This window comes from Shewanella maritima (genome assembly GCF_004295345.1).
Taxonomy (GTDB): Bacteria; Pseudomonadota; Gammaproteobacteria; order Enterobacterales; family Shewanellaceae; genus Shewanella; species Shewanella maritima.
Map to the genome: position 1 here is coordinate 770533 of NZ_CP036200.1, position 20777 is coordinate 791309.

The following is a 20777-nucleotide window of genomic DNA, read 5'->3' on the forward strand; positions in this document are numbered from 1 at the left end:
CGCCCCAATTTAGTGATAAACGGACATAAAAAAACCAGCCGAAGCTGGTTTTTCATCATTACTGAATTTACTGAGCTGGAAGCTCTTTTACATTCAAATCCATTTGTGGGAATGGGATTTCAATGCTGGCTTCATCTAGTGCATTTTTGATTTGCTCTAGTAATTCAAAGTGTGCTGGCCAGTAATCAGAGGTTTTCACCCATGGGCGCACAACAAAGTTAATTGAGCAATCTGCTAACTCACCTAATGCAACAGTGTAAGCAGGATCTTTTAGCACGTATTGGTTGTTGTCTAATACCGCTGAAATCACTTGCTTAGTTTTGGCGATATCAGAGGTGTAACCCACACCAATGACTAAATCAACGCGGCGATTCTCTTGAGCACTGTAGTTAACAATGGTGCCATCCATCATTGCTGAGTTTGGCGCAATAATGGTTTTGTTGTCGCCAGTACGAAGCTTGGTAGAGAAGATAGTAATTTCATCAACTACGCCGGCAACGCCAGCCGCCTCAACAAAATCACCTACGCGGCAAGGACGGAAGATAACCATAAGTACACCGGCTGCAAAGTTAGATAGCGAGCCCTGAAGCGCTAAACCAACGGCTAAACCAGCCGCACCAATGACCGCAACAAGCGACGCGGTTTGTACGCCAATTTGCCCTAGTGCTGCAATAACGGTAAATACAAACACTAAGCCCCAAACCAAGTTTGCGACAAACGAGGCTACCGTTTTGTCGATACCACGGTTTGTCATGAGTTTGTCTGTCAAACGTTTGAACACGCCAGCAAAGTATTTACCCACTACAAAGATAACAATCGCGGCAAGTAGTTTTAGACCATAAGTGGCCACAAACACTGGCGCTTGTTCTAATAAACCTTGAAGGTTTTCCATTGTCTTACTCCCTTAAAATAGCAGAATCATTCTGCCGAAATTACAAACTCTACCCGTCGATTAAGCAATCGACCTTGTGCAGTATCATTGCTGGCTACGCTGCGTTTATCCGCTAAACCTACGACATTCACCTTGTCAAAATTAATACTTGTCGCTTCTGCCATTAAGGCGTTCTTGACGGCGACTGCTCGCGCCAATGACAAATTCATATTTACCGAATCACTTCCGCTAGTATCGGTATGCCCTTCAATGCTTAGGCTAAAACCTTTCGGCAAAGACTCCACAACCACCAGCAGTTTATACAAACTCGGCCACTGCGTTGCTGACACCTTATTCTCTCCAACGCCAAAATAAACAGGTGCTAACAAGTTGTTAAGGCAAGTAAATTCTTCAGAATTTAAACCCGCCTTCTCCGCACATGCCTGAACTTGCTGTTTTATCTCGTTAGCAAGTGCTGACTTCATTTTGCTGCTTGCTTGGTCTGGGCGGTTATCATCAAGTAAGGCATCTTGAGCCACTGCTTGCTTGGCGGATTGTTTAAGCGCACTAGCTAGCGCTACATCGTCTGGGTCTTGACAACCGTTTGCCATCACCACGACATTTGCAGGCGAATCTGGGCAAGCATCTTTTTTATCAGGCACCCCGTCTTTGTCAGTGTCTTGCCAAGCTGCGCTTGCAGAAAAAGCGACAAGCAATGCAAACAGTAAAATGACACGTGCTGCAGCCCTGATAGCTAAATCAAGCAACTTGCCGTTTGAGACGCGAAAAAGGCCTACCTGATCACAGCTAAAAATATTTACCTTCATGTTTTACCTCTACCGACAAGGTTTTAAGCAACACACAGGCGCGTTCACTGTGTAAATAAAAGCTTAAGTGAGTGTCAAACAGGTAAGAGATAGTTAACTTTGGCAATATTGTAAACATTTGTTAATGATATGCAAAAGCAATTTAAGATTTACATACGAATGGCGTTCTCTTACCCGAATTAGCCGATGCCCCATCATTATTGATCTGGTTCGACTTATTTTATATCGGCGAGCAGCTGGATAACTGTACTCACAAAAATGTGGTTATTGAGCCCCTACTCACTCAAAAAATCAAAGTGGTGTAAGTTTGGGATTAGTGCGCGTCTAACAACAAGTAAAAGGCTGACTAAAGTAGGATAAACGTGACAAGTTATTTACATCTAATTTGCATGTCTTATCGCCTGCTAACCGCATTAGCATTGACTTTACCGCCATTAAAAGGGTATATAAGGTTAACTTTTTAATGTTTGACGGTGTATCGACACCGAAAAGAAGTTATTTAATATAAAAAATAAACAATTAAGCGCGCTTTTTTGAATAGTTAACTTTGATTTACATTTTGTTACGAGTTCATCAACAGCCGCATTTTGCAAACAATTTCTGCAAAGTTTTTTGCAGGCAATCACAAGCTTAAGGTGGAAGACTTAATGAGTGAAGCAAAAGCGCCGGGCACTATGCTTGGGCATCCAAAAGGATTGTTCCTTTTATTCACAACAGAATTATGGGAACGTTTTAGTTACTACGCAATGCGTGCAATCTTGGTACTTTATTTGGTTGATAAAGTACAGTCGGAAGGCGGTAGTGGTCTAGGTTGGACCCAAGCCGATGCACTATCCCTATACGGTACCTTTACCGGTCTTGTTTACTTAACTCCCCTCATCGGTGGCTGGTTAGCCGACAACATTCTTGGTCAACGTAAAGCTATCTATATTGGTGGCTTCTTAATGGCAGCAGGTCAATTTACTCTGGCTGCACCACACAGCTGGTTCCCTGGCTTAGAAACGACTCTGTTCTATATTGGTCTAGGTACACTGATCATTGGTAACGGCCTATTTAAGCCAAACATTTCGACCATGGTTGGTGATCTATACGAAGAAGGCGATCATCGCCGTGATGGTGCATTCACCATCTTCTACATGGGTATTAACGTTGGTGCTGCGCTGTCTGGCTTCATCGTAGCTTGGGCTTACACTTCATTCGGTCACACAGCTATGGTTGACGGCCAAGAAGTGATGATCAACAACTGGCAAGCTGGTTTCTTCTGTGCAGGTGTTGGTATGGTGCTATCACTGATCATCCAGTTCATGTTCGCTCAAAAACTACTTGGTGACATCGGTACTATTCCGGCTGCTAAGCTTGAGAAGCAAAAGAACGAAGCGAAAGGTGAAGTTCGCAAAGAGCCACTTACCAAAGTAGAGCGTGACCGCATTAAAGTAATCATGGTAATGGGTCTATTTACCATTATCTTCTGGGCTGGCTTCGAGCAAGCTGGTGGTCTAATGAACCTGTTCACCAACGATTTTACTGACCGTATGATTGGTGGTTGGGAAGTACCAACGACTTACTTCCAGTCTCTTAACGCTATCTTCATTGTAATTTTCGCGCCTGTTATCGCATCTATCTGGATCCGCTTAGGTAAGAACGAGCCAAACTCACCTGTTAAGTTTGCGCTAGGTCTATTCCTACTTGCTGTTGGTTTCCTATTCATGATCGGTGCTGTACTAGAGATGGGTGGCGACGCAAATGCTAAGTCAAGCATGTGGTGGTTAGTGGGTGCATACTTCTTCCACACCATGGGTGAGCTATGTTTATCTCCAATTGGTCTATCAATGGTAACTAAACTTGCTCCTCTGCGTATTGCATCACTACTGATGGGTGCTTGGTTCCTATTCATCGCGGCAGCGAACAAGATTGGTGGTCTAGTTGGCTCACTCATCGGTCACGGCGGCGAGAAAGAAGAACAACTCGCTAACGCGATGGCAATCTTCTCAGGTATTGCGATTACAGCGACTATTTCAGGTATCATCTTGTACTTCATGGCTGATAAGCTAGTTGACTGGATGCACGGCGCTGAAGGTCACGCTGAGTCTGAAGAAGAAATGCTAGAAGAAGAGATTGCTGTTACAGCTGAACATGAAGCAATCAAGCGTTAATTCTAAGCTTATACGTTTGCTAGTAGCATGAGTAGTTAGCTGCATGAACAGCTCGTTACATAGCTAGCCACTACACAGACAACTAGCCAAAACTAAAAAATCCCCTTAATTGGGGATTTTTTGTACCTGTAATTCAGGTTATTTCAAAAGGATGAGTCAAGCGGCCAACGCTACAATCGCTATTCACACTCTAGCTGAATAAAGCCACCAGCCTTAGTGCTAGCGTCAAATACTAACCCTTCAAACTTATTCTCAAGCAGTGCCTGTTTATGCTCCGGCAAATAGGTCGCAATACAAAGCTGCTCGCCTAGGGCTAAATGACGCGATAAAACCTTTGGCGCCTTCCAGGTAGGAAAGCCTATCGGGTCGGTTTCAGAAATGGCAAGCGGTGCTAAACCTGTTGGATTACGAAGGTAACTCCTTAACCCTTTGCCAGATTGTGCAATGGCAACACGATATTCAGACAAATCTAGGCTAACGTAGATAATATCCATCAAGATATGTAACCCAGAGCTCGCCAAGCGCTCATTGAGGTATTCAAGCATTTTAGACGGTTGAATGAGCACTTCACTTTGGTCATTACGAAACAGCTTTAATTGCTGATTGACAAAGCTTCTAAGCAGCACGCAGCCAAATGCTGCGCTGTTATCCTCTGGCATAAAGTGCGCCATATACAGCACTAGGTGCTCGTCGCCCACCATGGTAGAGTCAATAAAAAACGCACTGACATCGCTATTTTTATACAAGGTGTAATTAATCAGCGCATTAGGGTATTCAACGCTTGAGGACGGAAATAACTGCTGCTGCACACTTTTAGCGGCCTCAGCGCTTTGCTCTAGCAATAGCAAATTGTCATTGAGCTCTTGATAAGAAAGCTCAATCAGCTCTGTGCTATGGGGCGCAATAGCCTGCTCTACCGGCTTAGAACCGGTAAGTAGTGCTTGCTCTACCGCTTGCTCGATAATAAACAGATCTGCGACGGGCTTAACCAGATAGTCGCTGGCACCAATGCGCAGCGCCTCTACGACGTCAGACATGGCATCATTACCAGAGATAACAATTGAAGGAATAGCGGGGTCGATATCGACCATCTGCCTAAGCATTTCTAAACCATCAACAATGGGCATGCTTAAATCTGCAATGACGATATCATAATGTTCTTGGGTGAACAGTTGCACGCCCTGCTCACCATTACTTGCTTGCTTAACTGATGCACCCTGAGAAGATAAAAAATCAGCGACTAGTTGACGAAAAACTGGGTCATCTTCCACTAAAAGTACAGCAATATCTGTTAGTGCCATAAACAACTCCCAGACTTAGTCAGGGAGTGGCTTCTCTGACTAATCTAGCTCGTCCATATACTCATCTAATAATTCGTCTTCTTCGTAGTCTGAAGGGACAATACCGTCATGAACTTTGTAATCCATGTGCTGTAAGTAAGCTTCTTTTACAAAGGTATATGGGTCGAGCGCATTATCTAATAATCTTTCTTGATCGATTGCTGCTGCGCGTTTGTGTAGGCTTTTTAAGCCCCACTTTAAAACTGATTGCCAAAAAGTAAACTCCGACAAAGGAAAGTATAGACCATCCACCCAATCTGTTGTGAGTTCGCGCGTTACATAAGGACCAAAGAAAGGTGCCATAAAGTAAGGACCGTTGGGAACGCCATAATAACCAAGCACTTCGTTAAAGTCATCTTGTTTACGAGAAAGTCCCATCATATCAGCAACATCCACCACACCTAGCAGGCCGATAGTCGTGTTGATAGTAAAGCGTCCACCTGCGTTGGCAGCCCAGCCCCACTTACCCTGAAGCGCATTGTTAACCATGGAACTTGGCTCTTCAAAGTTAAGTACAAAGTTATTTACGCCACTTTTTACCGGCATTGGTACATAGTCCTTGTAGCCATGGGCGACAGGGCGAAACAGGTATTTATCAAAATACTGATAGTTGAGGTGCCACATAGCGCGGTTAAAACCTTCAAACGGATCGCGCTCGTCGTTATAAACGACTTCAACCATAGGCTCTTGTTCATCTTGTGTGGTATGTGCAGGAGGAAGGCTGCTTGGAAAAGCCGCTAAAGAGTGACTAAACAAGGCAGTACTGGCACACAAAACAGTGAAAAAAGGAAGTAACGTCCTTACATACTTCATATACATCTCTTACTATCTAAACTTAGGATAGGAATTGATACCAACCAACACAACTAAGTGATCATTCTTACTGGTTATTTTTATTGGTGAAAATGGCTTATAACTTTTAGAAATTTGGAAGTTAGGCTCACTAACTAATTGCAATTTCTGCCGCGTTATAAGCGATTTTTCCGGCGTAATCTCTGGTCACTTTATCTATCTAAGTTGGTATTAACCAAACGTCACTGCATCGTTAAATTGACATTCTGGTGAACACACTGTAACTCTCGAACTATAGTGCTAATGCTAAGGTGTGGCTAAAAGCCAAGGCTTAGCTATAAAGCAAGCACTAAAGCAAATGCAATGGCTCTCAAGCAATGAACGCCTAAGCCGATAATAATTGAGAACAACGCAGTGATTTTGCTAGCAAGCATACTGCTTAGTTGGCAACAAACAAAACAAATATTTGTAAAACTTCATAAACAATTGGCCTTGGTAATATCTCATAGCTATATCAAGGGTGATATTGGATAACACGATAACCTTATGAACTCAGCTCGGACGTCACCAGTAAATAGCAAGTCTGATGTCAGCACGTCAGAGCAAACCAATGGCGCGCGCACAAACCTTGTTACTTCAGGTAAGCCTGATCAGTTAAGCAAGCAGCAAGCTCAAGTTAATAGTGAACGGACACCTAATAGTGAGCAACGCCAATCAAAGCAATCTGTTAGTCAACAAACTCAAGCACAAACACAACAAGCACAAGCCAGCAAAGTAACGCCACCCGATGCAACTACCAACTCTGCTCATGCCTCAAATAGACAACACGGCGTCGATACTCGAGCCTTGAGCTCCAATGCTCAACGTGTTGAAGTACAAGTGCAAAACCTAGAGCAATTAAATCGTTTAGATAAGCAACTAGCACTAGCTAAAACCGTCGAAGTGGCTATCACTCAAGCAAAGCCTCAACCTACTGCTAAGTTGACAACTCAGCTATCTACTCAGTCTAACGCTCAACCTAATACCCAAAACAATCCAACCATCACAGTTCAAAGTAATAGTCAGCAATCACAAACTAATTCAAACTCGTTCGCACAAGCCGTGGTTTCGATTTCAGGGAACACCCTGTCGGCAGAATTGTCGCAGTCTCAAGCGAAACAATTGCATCAAGCCGGGCAAGTTGTAATAACACAGGCGCAATCTAAAGCGTTACTCACCGAGTTAGCCAAGCTTGCAGTAGCAGCATCAAGCCCCGATTCCTTAAAATTAGATGCAATAAAACAAGCGGCAATAGCTGAATCAAACCAAGCCACGAGTGCACAGCAGACAAAGCTCGCAAGTCAGCTCATTTTGTTAGCTCAGAGTATGCAAATAAAAATGCCGCAAGCACTGCAGCAACTAGCACAGCAAAATGGCGTTTCAGATACACAGCTTGCCAACCTAGCATCACGCTCACAGGGCTACCCGCTACCTACAAGCCAAATTCAACAGCAGCAGATGCAATTTGCTGATGGACCGAAAATTCAGCTTGATAGTCAACCTAGAATAAGTGGTGGCGAATACCTGGCAAAAATTGTGAGCCACGGCGATAAACTCGCACTGCAACTAACAAAAATTCTTGGCTCAATTGATGTTGAACTGTCACCTAAAACGCAATCGAACATAACCACAGCTAAACACAATGATGTCGTCATAGCCAAGCTAGAGCCGGCACGAATCTTGGGGCAAATGCTAAAAAAACTTGATGCTACACCGCTTAATGATGCTCAAAACGTAAAGCAAAGTACCGGCTCGAATTCACCATCAAGTACAGTGAATCAAGAAGCTACTAAAACGGCGATGCAACCAAGCGCATTGACTCAACAAACAAATTTATCATCATCAGCTACTTCCGCCACAAGTTCGTCGACATCTAGCCCTTTAAACAGCGAAATGGCAGAGCTGGCAAAGCAAGCAGCAAAGGCTCTCACCGAAGGTAAAATCACAGCTGACAGCACCAAACTGAAACACTCTGCAGAGTTATTAAGTCAATCAGCAAAAAGCGATGCAACTTCAACTAAAGCTGAAGTTGTTCTAACTAAACCAGAACTTGCGCCAACTAAAGCTGATGTCGCGAGAGCACAAGCAGTCCAACTACAGAGCGGTCAATCAAAACAAGTTTTAGCCTCGACAATTCAAGGCGACTTAGTGAGTAGCAAGGGCGCAGAAGCGAGCTCTTCGAAAGCAATGACTAACCCAGGTCAAACTGGAATTAACTCAACAGGAACAGCTAGTAACTCAGCAAGTACAGTGCAGGCAAACCTTGATGGAGTAAAAGCCAAAGAAACAGCTCAACAGCAATCAGCAGTACCAAATAAGCTAGCAAGTGAGTTTAAAGGCGAATCGATAAAGTCCGCTCAAGTTGATGCAAAGGCGCTAACTTCACAACTAAATGCTGCAGCCCAACAAGACAAATCAATTCTGGGGCAAGCACCAAAGCAGGTTAATACTAAGACCGAGAGCGCCGAGGTCATGTCGCCGCTCAAAGTATTGTCTAAAGCACTATCAAAAGCAGGAGCTATGACGGCAACAGAAGCTCAGCCGAGTGTAAAAGTGAGTCTTGCCAACGAGCTACTTAAACTCTTACCTCAGCTATCTCCGAAACCACTCACGACGCTTGCAGAGCCAAAACAACTACAAGCAGAGCTTATGGGATTAGCATCGATTCAGCTCAGTCAACCCGCGGTTCACAGCACGCCGCTTATCACAGGTAGCGCCATTACCACGTTATTTCAGGTACTTTTAGGCGTGCGTGCAAACAATAGCAACACTAAGTTGTCACCAAAACTTGCCGCCCATGTACAAAAGCTACAACAAACTGCATTAAGTCGATTAGCTACCAGCAGCGGCTTATTGGCGGGACTAGACAAATCAAGCACCTTAGAATCACTCGGTCAACTCGCCCAAAGCCTAAACGTATACCAACAAGCGAGTGGTGAAGCCAATCAAGCTGCCACCTGGTATTTTGCCCTGCCCTATATAATTAATAACAAACAGGAGCAATTTGAGGGTAAGTTTGAACAGGAGCTGGACGAGCAACAGCAGAAAAAAGGTTGGCGCTTACAACTAAAATTTAATCTTTCTCAAGGCGCTATCGTATTTGCTGCACACAAACATGGCGAGCAGTTTGACCTTAAAATTCAGGCGAGTAATCAATCCACAATAGATAAAGTGGCTAACTTTGAAGAGGCGCTCACGCAGAAGATAAACGACATAGGCTTTAACTTAAATAGCATTAAAACCGAAGTGGCTTCAATCCCGCCAACGCTATTACCTGGCGACCATTTTTTAGTAAAAACAATGGCGTAAACGTTAATCAAGCATCTAAAACTAAACATTGAACGTACGATACGGACACAAGAGCTGAAATGAATGAGCGAAGATAAACAACCACTAAAGAAGCAAGCCGTCGCATTAAGCTTTGATGGCAAGAATGCGCCTAAGGTCAGTGCAAAAGGTGAAGACCTTTTGGCTGAGGAGATTATTGCCGTTGCCAAAGAGGCTGGTGTATACATCCATCAAGATGAACACTTGAGCAACTTTTTGCAGATGCTAGAGCTAGGCGAAGACATTCCCAAAGAGTTGTACTTACTCATCGCAGAGCTTATCTCTTTTGTTTATATGCTCGATGGAAAATTCCCAGAGCAATGGAATAACCTGCATAACAAGATTGTTGAGCAGGCTTGAACCTATTTAGCGGCCTTTGTCATGATATTTGACAGCCACTACCTCGCAATAAGACAGTAACTCTCGATAGCATGCAGCAAACGCTTGCCTAGCGACTTCATCTCCATAATCAATGCGAATATGCTCGGGTTTGTAGCACATTCGCTTTACAAAGTTAATCATATCTTTCTGAGCTGCATGAGGAGAATAACCACTGAACGTATGTACACCCGCCTTAATATCAATACGCTGTTGTTCAATAGTCACGTAACATTTATCAATACAATAGCTACAAAATCCAATCTATGACATTGCACTAAAGCAGGTCAACTGATTAGCTTAACTCAAGCCTAAACAATATCTATAACTATTCACAAGTTAAGTGAATAAAGCTTAGTTAATACATTCTCATCATCCCCTCAGTCAATTTGTATCAATAACTCGCAACTGTCCATGATTTTACAGCAGTACCATGGATTAACTCGTTAAATATACTGTTTGCTATGATAGTATTTATTTTGAGTGCAAATTTGATGGACCAAATTGTACCTTTGCATACCAAATAGCTTAGGTTTAATCTCCCTCCATCAAATTAATTCCTTATTATGTTTATCCAACCGCAATACATTAGGTGTATTGGGTTAACTGAGATGAGTTTTCATGAAACTAAAATTGCTTGCTGGAATAACCTTACTCACCAGTTTCACCGCACAGTCAGCTTGGTGGGTAGAGCCAACAGACTTACCACTTAGAGCAGACATTCAACTACTTGCAGATACAGGTGTCATCACTCAACCTGTCACCACCTACCCTTTAATGTGGTCTGCAATAAAAAAGGATTTAGATAAAGCCGCAAACACATCAATGACAGTGCGACAAAAAGATGCTTATGCACGCGTGATGAGAGCATACAGTAAGGATCATCAACCTACATCGGTGAGCATAGGGTTAGCTGGTGCAAACGAAACAGCACGTTTTATTGGTTACGGTAATGACTACCGAGATAAAGCGGAAATTAAAGTAAATGCTGAAGTAACTAAAGAATGGTTCAGCGGCCGATTAGCGGCAAGCTATCACCATGACCCAATCGACGGTAATAAATCACGTTTAGACAATAGCTTTGCTGCAGTAAAACTCGGAAACTGGATTGTCACCGGCGGCGCGGTACAAAAATATTGGGGGCCAGGTTGGGACTCAGGTTTAATCCAGACCAATAATGCTCGTCCTCTGCCAGGTATTACACTGTCTCGAAATGACAGCAACGCCTTTGAAACACCATGGCTTAGCTGGGCTGGCCCTTGGACATTCACTACAAGCTTTAGCAAGATGGAAAGCGATCGATATGTACCGAACGCTCGTCATTGGGGAGCTCGAGGCACTCTTCGTCCGCTTACTCAACTTGAAGTCGGTTTTTCGTGGACCATGCAGTGGGGTGGCGATGGTTACGGAAATAGCTTAAGTGATTGGTGGAACGGCTTGTTTAATGGCGGTGTAAGCGAGGGCGACGTTAAGAACGGCCAGGAAAATATGTTAGCTGGCTATGACTTTAGGTGGTCTGACACAGCCTGGGGATCCCTTACGGTATCTATTACGAACGTATACATGAAGATTATCATAACGAAAAGCACAAACTTATTAATGCATCAAATATGGGGGGCGTTGATTTCTACTTTGCTGAAATTGATACCCGTTTATTTGTAGAGTACACCGACACTACCGCATCATGTGGGCTGTCAGATAAAATTTATAACTGTATGTACGAGCACGGATTTTATAAGAGCGGATACCGCTATTACGGCCGCAGCATAGGCACGACTTATGATAATGACTCACGCGTACTGGTACTAGGTGGTATCACCCGTTTACAAAATGGTCAAAGCCTAACAACTAAGCTACGCTGGGCTAAATTAAACCTAGATAGTTCTGATGTAGCAGCACCTGGCGGCAATCCTGTCTCCCCAGGTAAGTACGAAATGCTTTATCAACTAGATGCAAGCTATCATCGCCCTTTCTATGATGGCAAGCTCAAAGTCGGTGGCACTGTTGGCTATAGCACTTATCCAGAGGCAACTGATAGCAGTGACTGGGAAACAACCGTTTATGCAGGTTGGGAGCGCAAATTTTAATACATAAGTAACAATCGACATTAAAAATAAAAGACCTTGCTTTGTTTTAATGCAAGGTCTTTTATTTTACTATCAGATAAAGCTTGAAAGATAAGCTAATAGTTTTTGATAATATCGCTGATACTTTTCTTAAACTCTGCGCCAAGCTTTTTGTCACGAATGCCATATTCTACAAATGCCTTTAAATAGCCTAGCTTGTCGCCACAGTCGTGCGACTCGCCAGACATTTTGAAAGCTTCAACAGTATCTTGCTCAATCAGCATGTCAATCGCATCCGTTAACTGAATCTCATCGCCTGCACCTGCTGGGGTTTTAGCTAATAACGGCCAAATTTTCTCCGATAAAACATAACGACCAACCACAGCTAAATCTGATGGAGCATCTTCAATGGCAGGCTTTTCAACCATGCTGTGAATCACAGCTGAATCACCTTTGCCAAGCTCGGCACCATTACAATCAGCAATACCGTATTTATTGACTTCTTCCTTAGGTACTGGAGAAACCATAATCTGACTAGCACCAGACTCATTAAAGCGTGACATCATCGCGGCTAAGTTTTCTGTTTTTTGACAAGCTGAATAGCTGGCAAGTAGAACATCAGGTAGTACAACGGCAAAAGGGTTATTGCCGATACAAGGCTTAGCACATAGCACTGCATGCCCTAACCCTTTCGCTTCACCTTGACGTACATGCAAAATAGTCACATCTTTCGGGCATATAGATTGAACTTCTTCTAAAAGCTGCCTTTTAACACGCTTTTCAAGAATAGATTCAAGCTCAAAAGATTTATCAAAGTGGTTCTCAATCGCATTTTTACTGGCATGTGTTACCAATACAATCTGTTTTGCCCCGGCCGCAACACATTCATCAACAATGTATTGAATCAAAGGCTTATCCACCAACGGAAGCATTTCCTTTGGAATGGCTTTGGTCGCCGGTAGCATGCGCGTTCCTAGCCCTGCTACGGGAATAACTACTTTCATAATAATCCTTTGTATTAACTATAAAAAATACTTTATTGTTTATGGTAATAAGATAAATACCAATCGACAAAACATTTTACTCCCTCGCTAAAGCTAACGCTTGGGCTAAAGCCGGTCATCTCTCTCAGTGGCTCCGTATCAGCCCAAGTAGTGAGTAACTCTCCCTTTTGCATCGGTAACATACGTTTCTTAGCTTGCTTACCTAACACCTTTTCAATCTCAGCAACAAAATCCATTAAACTAACAGGGTTACCACTACCAATGTTATATACCTGGTAGGGAGATGAACTGTGGGCAATAGACTCGGTATACATGGCTTGCTTGGTATCCCAAGCGCTATTTTCGACTGGAGGGTGCTCAAGGACAGTCATCAAACCATCAATGATATCGTCAATATAAGTAAAGTCGCGGCTTAACTGGCCATGATTATAAATATCAATGGTATCTCCAGCGAGAATAGCCTTGGTAAACTTAAACAACGCCATATCAGGCCTTCCCCACGGGCCATAAACAGTAAAGAAACGCAGCCCAGTTGTGGGTAACTGGTATAAATGAGAATAGCTATGGGCCATTAACTCATTGGATTTTTTAGTCGCCGCATAAAGAGATAACGGGTGGTCTACATTGTCAGCCGTAGAATACGGTGTTTGTGAATTTAAGCCATATACAGAGCTTGAAGATGCATAGACCAAATGCTCGATACGATTTCTTTTGCATGCTTCGAGAACAGAGAAAAACCCCATCATATTGGCGTTCATATACGAATGAGGGTCTTCTAAAGAGTGCCTAACACCGGCTTGTGCTGCTAAATGAATAACGGCGTCAAAGTTGTATTGTGCAAAAATTTGTTGTAATGGCTGGATATCTGCAATATCCAGTTGTTCAAAATGAAACTCCGTTTGCTCACCAATCCACTTCAAGCGATTTAATTTGAGCTCTACATCATAATATTGATTGAGATTGTCGACACCTACTACGCTATGCCCCTCAGCGAGGAGTCTTTTTACTGCATGCGAACCAATAAATCCTGCAGCGCCCGTTACTAATACTTTCATGTACCGCCTTAATTTATTGGGCTTAAAGAATAATCCGTAATTCTACCAAAACTACTATTAATGTTTGCTGTAATAGTCTTCTGTAATATCGATAAACCGTTGTACGTGATCTGCTTCCAATCGATTGATGCCTGCAGCACCAGCTCGCCCACCACCGGTTAGAAATTGATTACATATATCTCCAGCTCCACACTTATTATTGAGTGGTGCGCGCAGAGAAACTAAATAGCTATTATCTGCATTCGGAGTTAACACAGCATGTGCACGCTCAGGGGCTTGGTTTGCCAATAGGTTACCATATACACCGCTAATACGCTTTGACCAAGTTTCATTTGGTAAATGTATTAATGTTAATAACTTCCCTTGATAACTCGGCTTCACAGAGTTAGCTGAAGCTAAATCACGTTCATACGCAGCCTTAAGTTTGTAATACGGTGAATCTGACGCTTCAAAAACGTCAAACGGCGATGAATACTTGTACAACGCCTGATACAAATCGGCTGGTGAAAAGTGCAAGTCAGCTAATTCAGCGCCATAACCATTGTAATTTATGAGTATACCCAACTCTTTCAAACGTAGTTTTTGCTCTTGGCTCAAACCCGCAGCTTCCGCTAGTTGATCAGCTTTGGCAATAAGGTTATCGCCATAAGCTGCTGTAATTGCCCAAGCATGATACTTGCCACCTAGAAGCTTATCAATAATTAGCGCGGTACAAGTATTCGCATCTAAATCAATATGTGCATCAAGGCTTTTTGATTCAGGGATACTGCCAGAGCGATGGTGATCGGCGTAAAACACATTTGCGCCATTATTTAACGCTTGCTCCAGTGCTACACAATTCTTTTCCATTGAAATATCCAACACAGTGACACGGTCACCCTCGCTCGCATCAACCTGTTGAAGCAATGTAATGTCACGTTTAACACCTGTGATCAGAACTGACTGTTTCGGCTCGTTAAGGCGCAATTGAATCAGAGAGATAATGCCGTCTGCATCTCCATTAAAAACATCAAAATGAGTCATGTTCTACCTACTTAAATATCCATATTCACGTAAATATTCAACTACAAGCTCTGCACATTGCTTCACAGATTTATCAGCCGTATTCACTATAATTTCAGGGCTTAACGGAGCTTCGTAACTCGAGTCAATTCCGGTGAAGTTCTTAATTTCACCTGCACGGGCTTTTTTATACAAGCCTTTGGGATCGCGTTGCTCACAGACCTCTAGCGGTGTATCGATAAATACTTCAATAAACTGGCCTGAGCTTAGCTGCTTTCTGACCATATCCCTATCTTGAGTAAAAGGTGAAATGAATGCTGTTGAAACAATCAAACCCGCATCCACAAACAACTTTGAAACCTCTCCAATGCGACGAATGTTCTCGACTCTATCGACATCAGAAAAAGACAAGTCACCATTGAGGCCATGACGCACGTTATCACCATCCAAAACGTAGGTTTTACAACCGGAGTCATGTAATAACTTGTCCACTGCATTAGCAACGGTTGACTTGCCTGAGCCACTTAAACCAGTGAACCACAACACAGCTGATTTATGTCCATTGGCACGCACCCGTTCATCATGAGTAACGCTTGCTTGATGCCAAACAACATCGCTCGATTTATCACCAGTAACGTCAACTTGTTTGTAAGGGGATTGAGACATACATAAACCTATATATTTAAATCTATTTTTAAAACGGGAAAAAGTAAGGAACAGAAACTATCACTATCAATCCATAAACAATGCTGACAGGCAGTCCAACTTTCACAAAGTCCCCTAGTCTATAGTTACCTGAGTTGTATACCATAAGGTTAGTTTGGTAACCGTATGGGCTGACAAAGCTACCACTTGCAGCAAAAGCTACAGTCATGACAAATGGCATAACATCCACGCCAAAGCCTAATGCTAAACTGTACGCGATGGGGAACATCAATGCCGCAGCTGCATTGTTGGTCACAAGCTCTGTCATTAACCAGGTAATCAAATAAACGGCAATTAGCGCTAAATACACATGTTGCTCGCTAAAAGCCCCATTAGCTAGTGTACTAATAGATTCTGCTACACCTGCGTTAACTAAAGCGTGCGACAACAGAATTGCCGAAGACACCACTAACCAAATATCAATAGGGAGTCGCCTAATAATTTCATTAACATTAAGTGATTGGGTAAAAATAAGTCCACCAAGCAAAATAATTAACCCTTCTAGCAAGTCAATCAAACCAACGGATGCACTCACAATCATTGCCGCAAAACCAAAGGTTGCCAACCAAGCACGCCAACCACTCAACCGCGTTTCAGTCTCGACACCACTTAACAGGATGAAGTTTTTACTGAGATTACGACGAGACTTAAAATCATCACCTACGGCAAGCACCAAAAAGTCACCGGCTTTGATTTTGACCTCGCCTAACTTACCTGATACCTGTTCTCCATCACGCCTAATCGCCACTACTGCTGCATCAAACAAAGCTCTGAAACCTACTTGCTTTAATGTTCTCCAAACTAAAATGCTTTCATGGCGGACAACAACTTCAGTTAAGTTAGAGTCTTTTAAATCACTCTGGTGGGCAAAGGTTTCTAAGCCGCTAAATTGTTGTAATTGAGCCAGCTTTGTTATATCACCACTAAAAATTAACCGATCATTTTCTTGTAATGTTTCGCTTGGGTAAACAGGACTGATCAGCCTCCCATCGCGAACAAGCTCCACTAGGAACAATGACTCTAAATGTCGTAGTCCATTAGATTCTACCGTTTTTCCTATTAACTCAGAGTCTGAGGTGACTTTAGCATCGATAAAATAGCCTTGCTCACCTTCAGTTTGTTGGTGCGTATTTGGTAAATACCTGACAAAAAAGCCCAGTATAGAGCCGCAAACAACAACCAACATGATACCAATTGCGGTAAAGGCAAAAAAATCAATAGACTTACCTGTCGCATCAATATAAAGGCTATTTACAATCAAGTTGGTAGAAGTACCAATAAGAGTAAGCGTTCCACCTAGGATGGCCGCATATGATAACGGCAGTAGCAGCTTGCTAGCATAGTGGTGTGGGTTATTTCGAATCGGAGATAAAAGCGTCGCAACAACAGCGGTGTTATTTAAAAATGCAGAACATACTGCAGTAGTTGAAAACAACCTAACGAAAGTTTTGGCATAACTAGGAACGATGATTTTTGCGGCAATCGTTCTGAGCGCTCTGGTTTTCTCAATCGCGAATGAGCAAATAATTAATAAAATTAACGTGACTAACCCCGGGTTTGCAATACTGGTGATCAGTTGTTCTTTGGAAACCAAGCCAAAAGTTATCAATGATAGGAATGTCACTCCGAATACTGCCGCAGGTCGATTTTGAAACCTGAGCAACCCAACAATTGTGAGCGTAAAAATCGTGGTAGTTATAATGGCTTGTGGAGACATAGACTCATCGATACACTTATAAAAACAAAAGGCTGCACTGCATCTCGCAGAACAGCCCTAATTTATACATATGCTTCAATTAATAGCAATCAGCTAATAACTTTTGCTCCCCAATGTGGGAAGTGTTTACGCACAAGCGCATTTAATTCAATTTCAAACTCCGAATGTTCTTTTTTATGGGTAATATCTTTATCATCGAGGGCATTACGGATCATACCGGCACCTACTGTTACATTGCTTAGTCTATCGATAATAATAAATGCACCCGTTGAACGATTAACCTTATATGAATCAAATTGAATCTCTTCATTTAAAGCAAAACGACAACTTCCCATTTCATTCAATGCAAGATATGAAGAATTTGAAACCTCAAGCGTGTTTACATCCACACGATTATTGACCTTCTCAACATAGCCATAAACCGACTTACTACCGACCTTGATTACATATTCTCGGTCTACCTGCAGAGCTTCTTCAGCCATCCATACTACGTCGGCATCAAAACTATTGCTTGAATAAGGAAGTTGATGCGGACGAACCAGCATGTCACCGCGACTGATATCAATTTCATCTTCAAGGGTAATAGTAACTGCCATTCCTTCATAAGCTTTCTCTAGCTGACCATCAAAGGTGACTATCGACTGCACTTTACTTTCTTTACCAGAAGGAAGCGTACGAATTGTATCACCAACGCGGATATCGCCTGATGCAACTGTGCCACAAAAACCACGAAAATCGAGGTTTGGACGATTAACGTACTGCACCTGCATTCTGAATGTACTTGATTTATCACGATTGACTGAAACTGTATTCAGCAATTTCATCATTGTCGAGCCAGGGTACCAAGGCATGTTGTCGCTCTCGTTGACAACATTGTCACCTTTAAGCGCAGAAATCGGTACAAACCGAATATCATCAAACTCTAAAGATTCAGCGAACTCTCGATAATCTTTCTTAATTGCTTGATAAACACCTTGATCGTAATTGACGACGTCCATTTTATTGATGGCGATGATCACATGTTTAATGCCTAACTGCGAACATATGAAGCTGTGACGACGCGTCTGGACTTGCACACCATGGCGAGCGTCAATCAAGATAATAGCTAAATCTGCTGTTGAAGCGCCCGTGGCCATATTACGAGTGTACTGCTCATGACCTGGAGTATCAGCGATAATAAATTTACGCTGCTCCGTAGCAAAATAGCGATAAGCCACATCGATAGTAATTCCCTGCTCACGTTCAGACTGCAAACCGTCAACCAGTAAAGATAAGTCAAAGGACTCATCTGTAGTGTTAAAGCGTTTAGAGTCTTTTTCGATAGCAGCCATTTGGTCTTCAAAAATCATCTTGCTATCAAACAGCAAGCGCCCAATTAGCGTTGACTTACCATCATCAACACTGCCGCAAGTTAAAATTCGCAGCAGATCTTTATTTTCATGTACCTTTAGGTAGGCTTCGATATCAGAAGCAATAAGTGACGTACTATTCGACATCGTTAAATCCTTTAAATCTTTACAACAGGCTGAGAGACTATATAAGTCGTTTCTAACAAGAAAAAAGAGCTAGAAGTAACCTTCCATTTTCTTCTTCTCCATAGAACCTGCAGAGTCATTATCAATCACACGACCTTGCCGCTCTGAAGTGGTACACAACAACATTTCTTGAATAATTTCCGGAAGGGTCTGTGCAACAGACTCAACGGCACCGGTAAGTGGATAACAGCCTAACGTTCTAAAGCGAACCATCTTAGGTTGTGCGACTTCTCCCACCTCAAGTTCCATACGGTCATCATCAACCATAATTAGGGTACCGTCGCGCTCTACAACTGGGCGTTCTTTGGCGAGGTATAAAGAAGGAATTTCAATGTTTTCCAAGTAAATGTATTGCCAGATATCTAGCTCAGTCCAATTCGATAAAGGAAATACGCGAATACTCTCACCTTTATCAACTTTACTATTATAGATATTCCATAATTCTGGACGTTGATTTTTAGGATCCCAGCGGTGCTTACTATCACGAAATGAATATACACGCTCTTTCGCGCGAGACTTTTCTTCATCTCTACGCGCACCACCAAAAGCAGCATCAAAGCCATGCATGTCTAGGGCTTGTTTTAAGCCTTCAGTTTTCATGATATCAGTGTGCTTCGCACTACCATGAGTAAAAGGGCTGATATTCATTTCTAAGCCGCGAGGGTTTTTGTGGACGATTAAGTCAAAACCATACTTCTTTGCCATGTTATCTCTAAACTGGATCATTTCTTTAAATTTCCAGTTGGTATCAACATGCAACAAAGGAAAAGGAATTTTTCCTGGATAAAAGGCTTTGCGTGCTAAGTGAAGCAACACAGAAGAGTCTTTACCTACAGAGTAAAGCATTACAGGGTTATCAAACTCTGCTGCGACTTCTCGCATAATATGAATTGATTCAGCCTCAAGCGCTCGTAGGTGAGTTAACCTTTCTTCGTTCATAACAGTTTCGAGTTTCCCAAAATAAAATCGTTTATTGCTCAATCACACAATCAAGATATGCTGTTCTAAGCTCAAACAATACCACTTCCGACTTGGTTATTCATTACTTACTTAGCTAAAAAAATAAAAATATATAACCAAATGACATATAAGACTAGCGCCGATTTGTGGCGTACGAGCCAGAAATACCTTTCAGTCCGTCAACTAAGCCATAAAGCATATAACGGATCCTATCTAGCCTATTTTGTTGCATTGTGCTATTCAGAAAAAACCTAACGGGAATAAGCCCAAGACATCTAACTTTCCAATACAAGGGAACATAAGAGCGTCTGCTGAGCAGTAAGATATTTCTAAATTGATAGTAGAGCCTAATTGGCGAGCCAACTTTATAGGTAACGCCAATGAATTTACTGCGTGAGTCACCTAAACGATGTACCATTTCTATCTTCTTGGCTTTAGCGATTTGCAACCCCATATCTCGGGCCCGCCAACACCATTCATGATCTACGCCATCAATAAAGAGTTTCTCGTCCTTAAAGCCTATTTGATCCAAGAAACCCAAATCGATAAGCATCCCAGAAGCGATAATCTGCGTTACACCGACGAGTTCCTCATACTCAAACACTTCTCTTTGAATAAGCGAGCGCTCGGTTTTATTAGTAAAACTACAACTGATACTAGGGCCAATGGCGGCAATATCTTGCTTCAGGCTTTTAGAGGCCATCATTAAACTTGATAATCTAAAAACAAAATCCGTAGTAATTTGACTGTCTTGGTCAAGCAACAAACCATATTCACAGCCGATAGAAAGTAGATAACGCAAACCGTGATTATGTGCTGCAGCTATCCCTAAATTTGCAGGAAAATGCATGTACTCATAATGTTCGATTACTTTTGAAAAATCATGAGCTTTAGGGCTATTATCAACAATCACCACATGCTCAGTTTGATTATATACCCTAGTTAGCAAGCGTTCCGCTAATGCTAAGTCAGGATTGTAAACAACAATAATTGCGCCAATCATAAT

Annotated in this window: 18 protein-coding genes; 5 read left to right on the top strand and 13 right to left on the bottom strand. The window is 42.4% G+C overall.

Annotated elements, in window-relative coordinates; all coding sequences use genetic code 11:
• Positions 1–67: 67 nt before the first annotated feature.
• Together EXU30_RS03325 and EXU30_RS03330 are read right to left on the bottom strand one after the other, a co-directional pair.
• Entirely contained in the window at positions 68–892 is an 825-nt protein-coding gene (locus tag EXU30_RS03325; protein WP_130597808.1) for a mechanosensitive ion channel family protein, read from the bottom strand.
• Between the two features lie 26 nt (positions 893–918).
• Entirely contained in the window at positions 919–1698 is a 780-nt protein-coding gene (locus EXU30_RS03330; RefSeq protein WP_130597809.1) for an OmpA family protein, read from the bottom strand.
• Positions 1699–2345: 647 nt separating this feature from the next.
• On the opposite strand from EXU30_RS03330, the gene EXU30_RS03335 reads away from it, so the two are divergent.
• Positions 2346–3851: a peptide MFS transporter gene (locus EXU30_RS03335; RefSeq protein WP_130597810.1), complete on the top strand. Its 1506-nt coding sequence runs from the start codon at positions 2346–2348 to the stop codon at positions 3849–3851.
• 179 nt (positions 3852–4030) lie between these two features.
• Here EXU30_RS03335 and EXU30_RS03340 read toward each other — a convergent pair whose 3' ends face one another.
• Together EXU30_RS03340 and EXU30_RS03345 are read right to left on the bottom strand one after the other, a co-directional pair.
• The gene (locus tag EXU30_RS03340) at positions 4031–5152 is read right to left on the bottom strand and encodes a response regulator (RefSeq protein ID WP_130597811.1); all 1122 of its coding nucleotides are present in this window, start codon (positions 5150–5152) and stop codon (positions 4031–4033) included.
• Positions 5153–5191: 39 nt separating this feature from the next.
• The gene (locus EXU30_RS03345; protein WP_242620306.1) at positions 5192–6004 is read right to left on the bottom strand and encodes an MlaA family lipoprotein; all 813 of its coding nucleotides are present in this window, start codon (positions 6002–6004) and stop codon (positions 5192–5194) included.
• 525 nt (positions 6005–6529) lie between these two features.
• Here EXU30_RS03345 and EXU30_RS03350 point away from each other — a divergent pair.
• The gene (locus EXU30_RS03350; protein ID WP_130597812.1) at positions 6530–9331 is read left to right on the top strand and encodes a hypothetical protein; all 2802 of its coding nucleotides are present in this window, start codon (positions 6530–6532) and stop codon (positions 9329–9331) included.
• Between the two features lie 63 nt (positions 9332–9394).
• Positions 9395–9709, top strand: coding sequence for an EscU/YscU/HrcU family type III secretion system export apparatus switch protein (locus EXU30_RS03355; protein WP_130597813.1), 315 nt, complete (start codon positions 9395–9397; stop codon positions 9707–9709).
• A 6-nt stretch (positions 9710–9715) separates the two neighbouring features.
• Here the strand turns inward: EXU30_RS03355 and EXU30_RS03360 are convergent, their stop codons facing one another.
• A complete protein-coding gene (locus EXU30_RS03360; RefSeq protein ID WP_130597814.1) occupies positions 9716–9955 on the bottom strand; it encodes an MBL fold metallo-hydrolase RNA specificity domain-containing protein in 240 nt (79 codons plus the stop codon).
• 393 nt (positions 9956–10348) lie between these two features.
• On the opposite strand from EXU30_RS03360, the gene EXU30_RS03365 reads away from it, so the two are divergent.
• A complete protein-coding gene (locus EXU30_RS03365) occupies positions 10349–11389 on the top strand; it encodes a capsule assembly Wzi family protein (RefSeq protein WP_341274638.1) in 1041 nt (346 codons plus the stop codon).
• On the top strand, positions 11287–11814 hold the full coding sequence (locus tag EXU30_RS20840) for a capsule assembly Wzi family protein (protein WP_341274644.1): 528 nt from the start codon (positions 11287–11289) through the stop codon (positions 11812–11814). The genes EXU30_RS03365 and EXU30_RS20840 overlap by 103 nt, the downstream gene beginning before the upstream one ends.
• A gap of 95 nt (positions 11815–11909) precedes the next feature.
• Here EXU30_RS20840 and galU read toward each other — a convergent pair whose 3' ends face one another.
• The 8 genes from galU to EXU30_RS03405 all read right to left on the bottom strand — a co-directional run bounded on the left by galU (position 11910) and on the right by EXU30_RS03405 (position 20774).
• The gene (gene galU, locus EXU30_RS03370; RefSeq protein ID WP_130597815.1) at positions 11910–12797 is read right to left on the bottom strand and encodes a UTP--glucose-1-phosphate uridylyltransferase GalU; all 888 of its coding nucleotides are present in this window, start codon (positions 12795–12797) and stop codon (positions 11910–11912) included.
• 32 nt (positions 12798–12829) lie between these two features.
• Positions 12830–13852 carry an NAD-dependent epimerase gene (locus EXU30_RS03375; RefSeq protein WP_130597816.1) on the bottom strand — a complete coding sequence of 341 codons (1023 nt, stop codon included), beginning with the start codon at positions 13850–13852 and terminating at the stop codon, positions 12830–12832.
• 57 nt (positions 13853–13909) lie between these two features.
• Positions 13910–14875: a DHH family phosphoesterase gene (locus EXU30_RS03380; protein WP_130597817.1), complete on the bottom strand. Its 966-nt coding sequence runs from the start codon at positions 14873–14875 to the stop codon at positions 13910–13912.
• Positions 14876–14878: 3 nt separating this feature from the next.
• Positions 14879–15520 (bottom strand): adenylyl-sulfate kinase, encoded by a 642-nt coding sequence (gene cysC, locus EXU30_RS03385; protein WP_130597818.1) that lies wholly within the window; start codon positions 15518–15520, stop codon positions 14879–14881.
• Positions 15521–15548: 28 nt separating this feature from the next.
• Positions 15549–17276 carry an SLC13 family permease gene (locus EXU30_RS03390; protein ID WP_130597819.1) on the bottom strand — a complete coding sequence of 576 codons (1728 nt, stop codon included), beginning with the start codon at positions 17274–17276 and terminating at the stop codon, positions 15549–15551.
• A gap of 89 nt (positions 17277–17365) precedes the next feature.
• Positions 17366–18772, bottom strand: coding sequence for a sulfate adenylyltransferase subunit CysN (gene cysN / locus EXU30_RS03395; RefSeq protein ID WP_130597820.1), 1407 nt, complete (start codon positions 18770–18772; stop codon positions 17366–17368).
• A gap of 69 nt (positions 18773–18841) precedes the next feature.
• Positions 18842–19750 carry a sulfate adenylyltransferase subunit CysD gene (cysD, locus tag EXU30_RS03400; protein WP_130597821.1) on the bottom strand — a complete coding sequence of 303 codons (909 nt, stop codon included), beginning with the start codon at positions 19748–19750 and terminating at the stop codon, positions 18842–18844.
• 154 nt (positions 19751–19904) lie between these two features.
• Positions 19905–20774, bottom strand: coding sequence for a glycosyltransferase family 2 protein (locus tag EXU30_RS03405; RefSeq protein WP_130597822.1), 870 nt, complete (start codon positions 20772–20774; stop codon positions 19905–19907).
• Between the last annotated feature and the right edge of the window lie 3 nt (positions 20775–20777).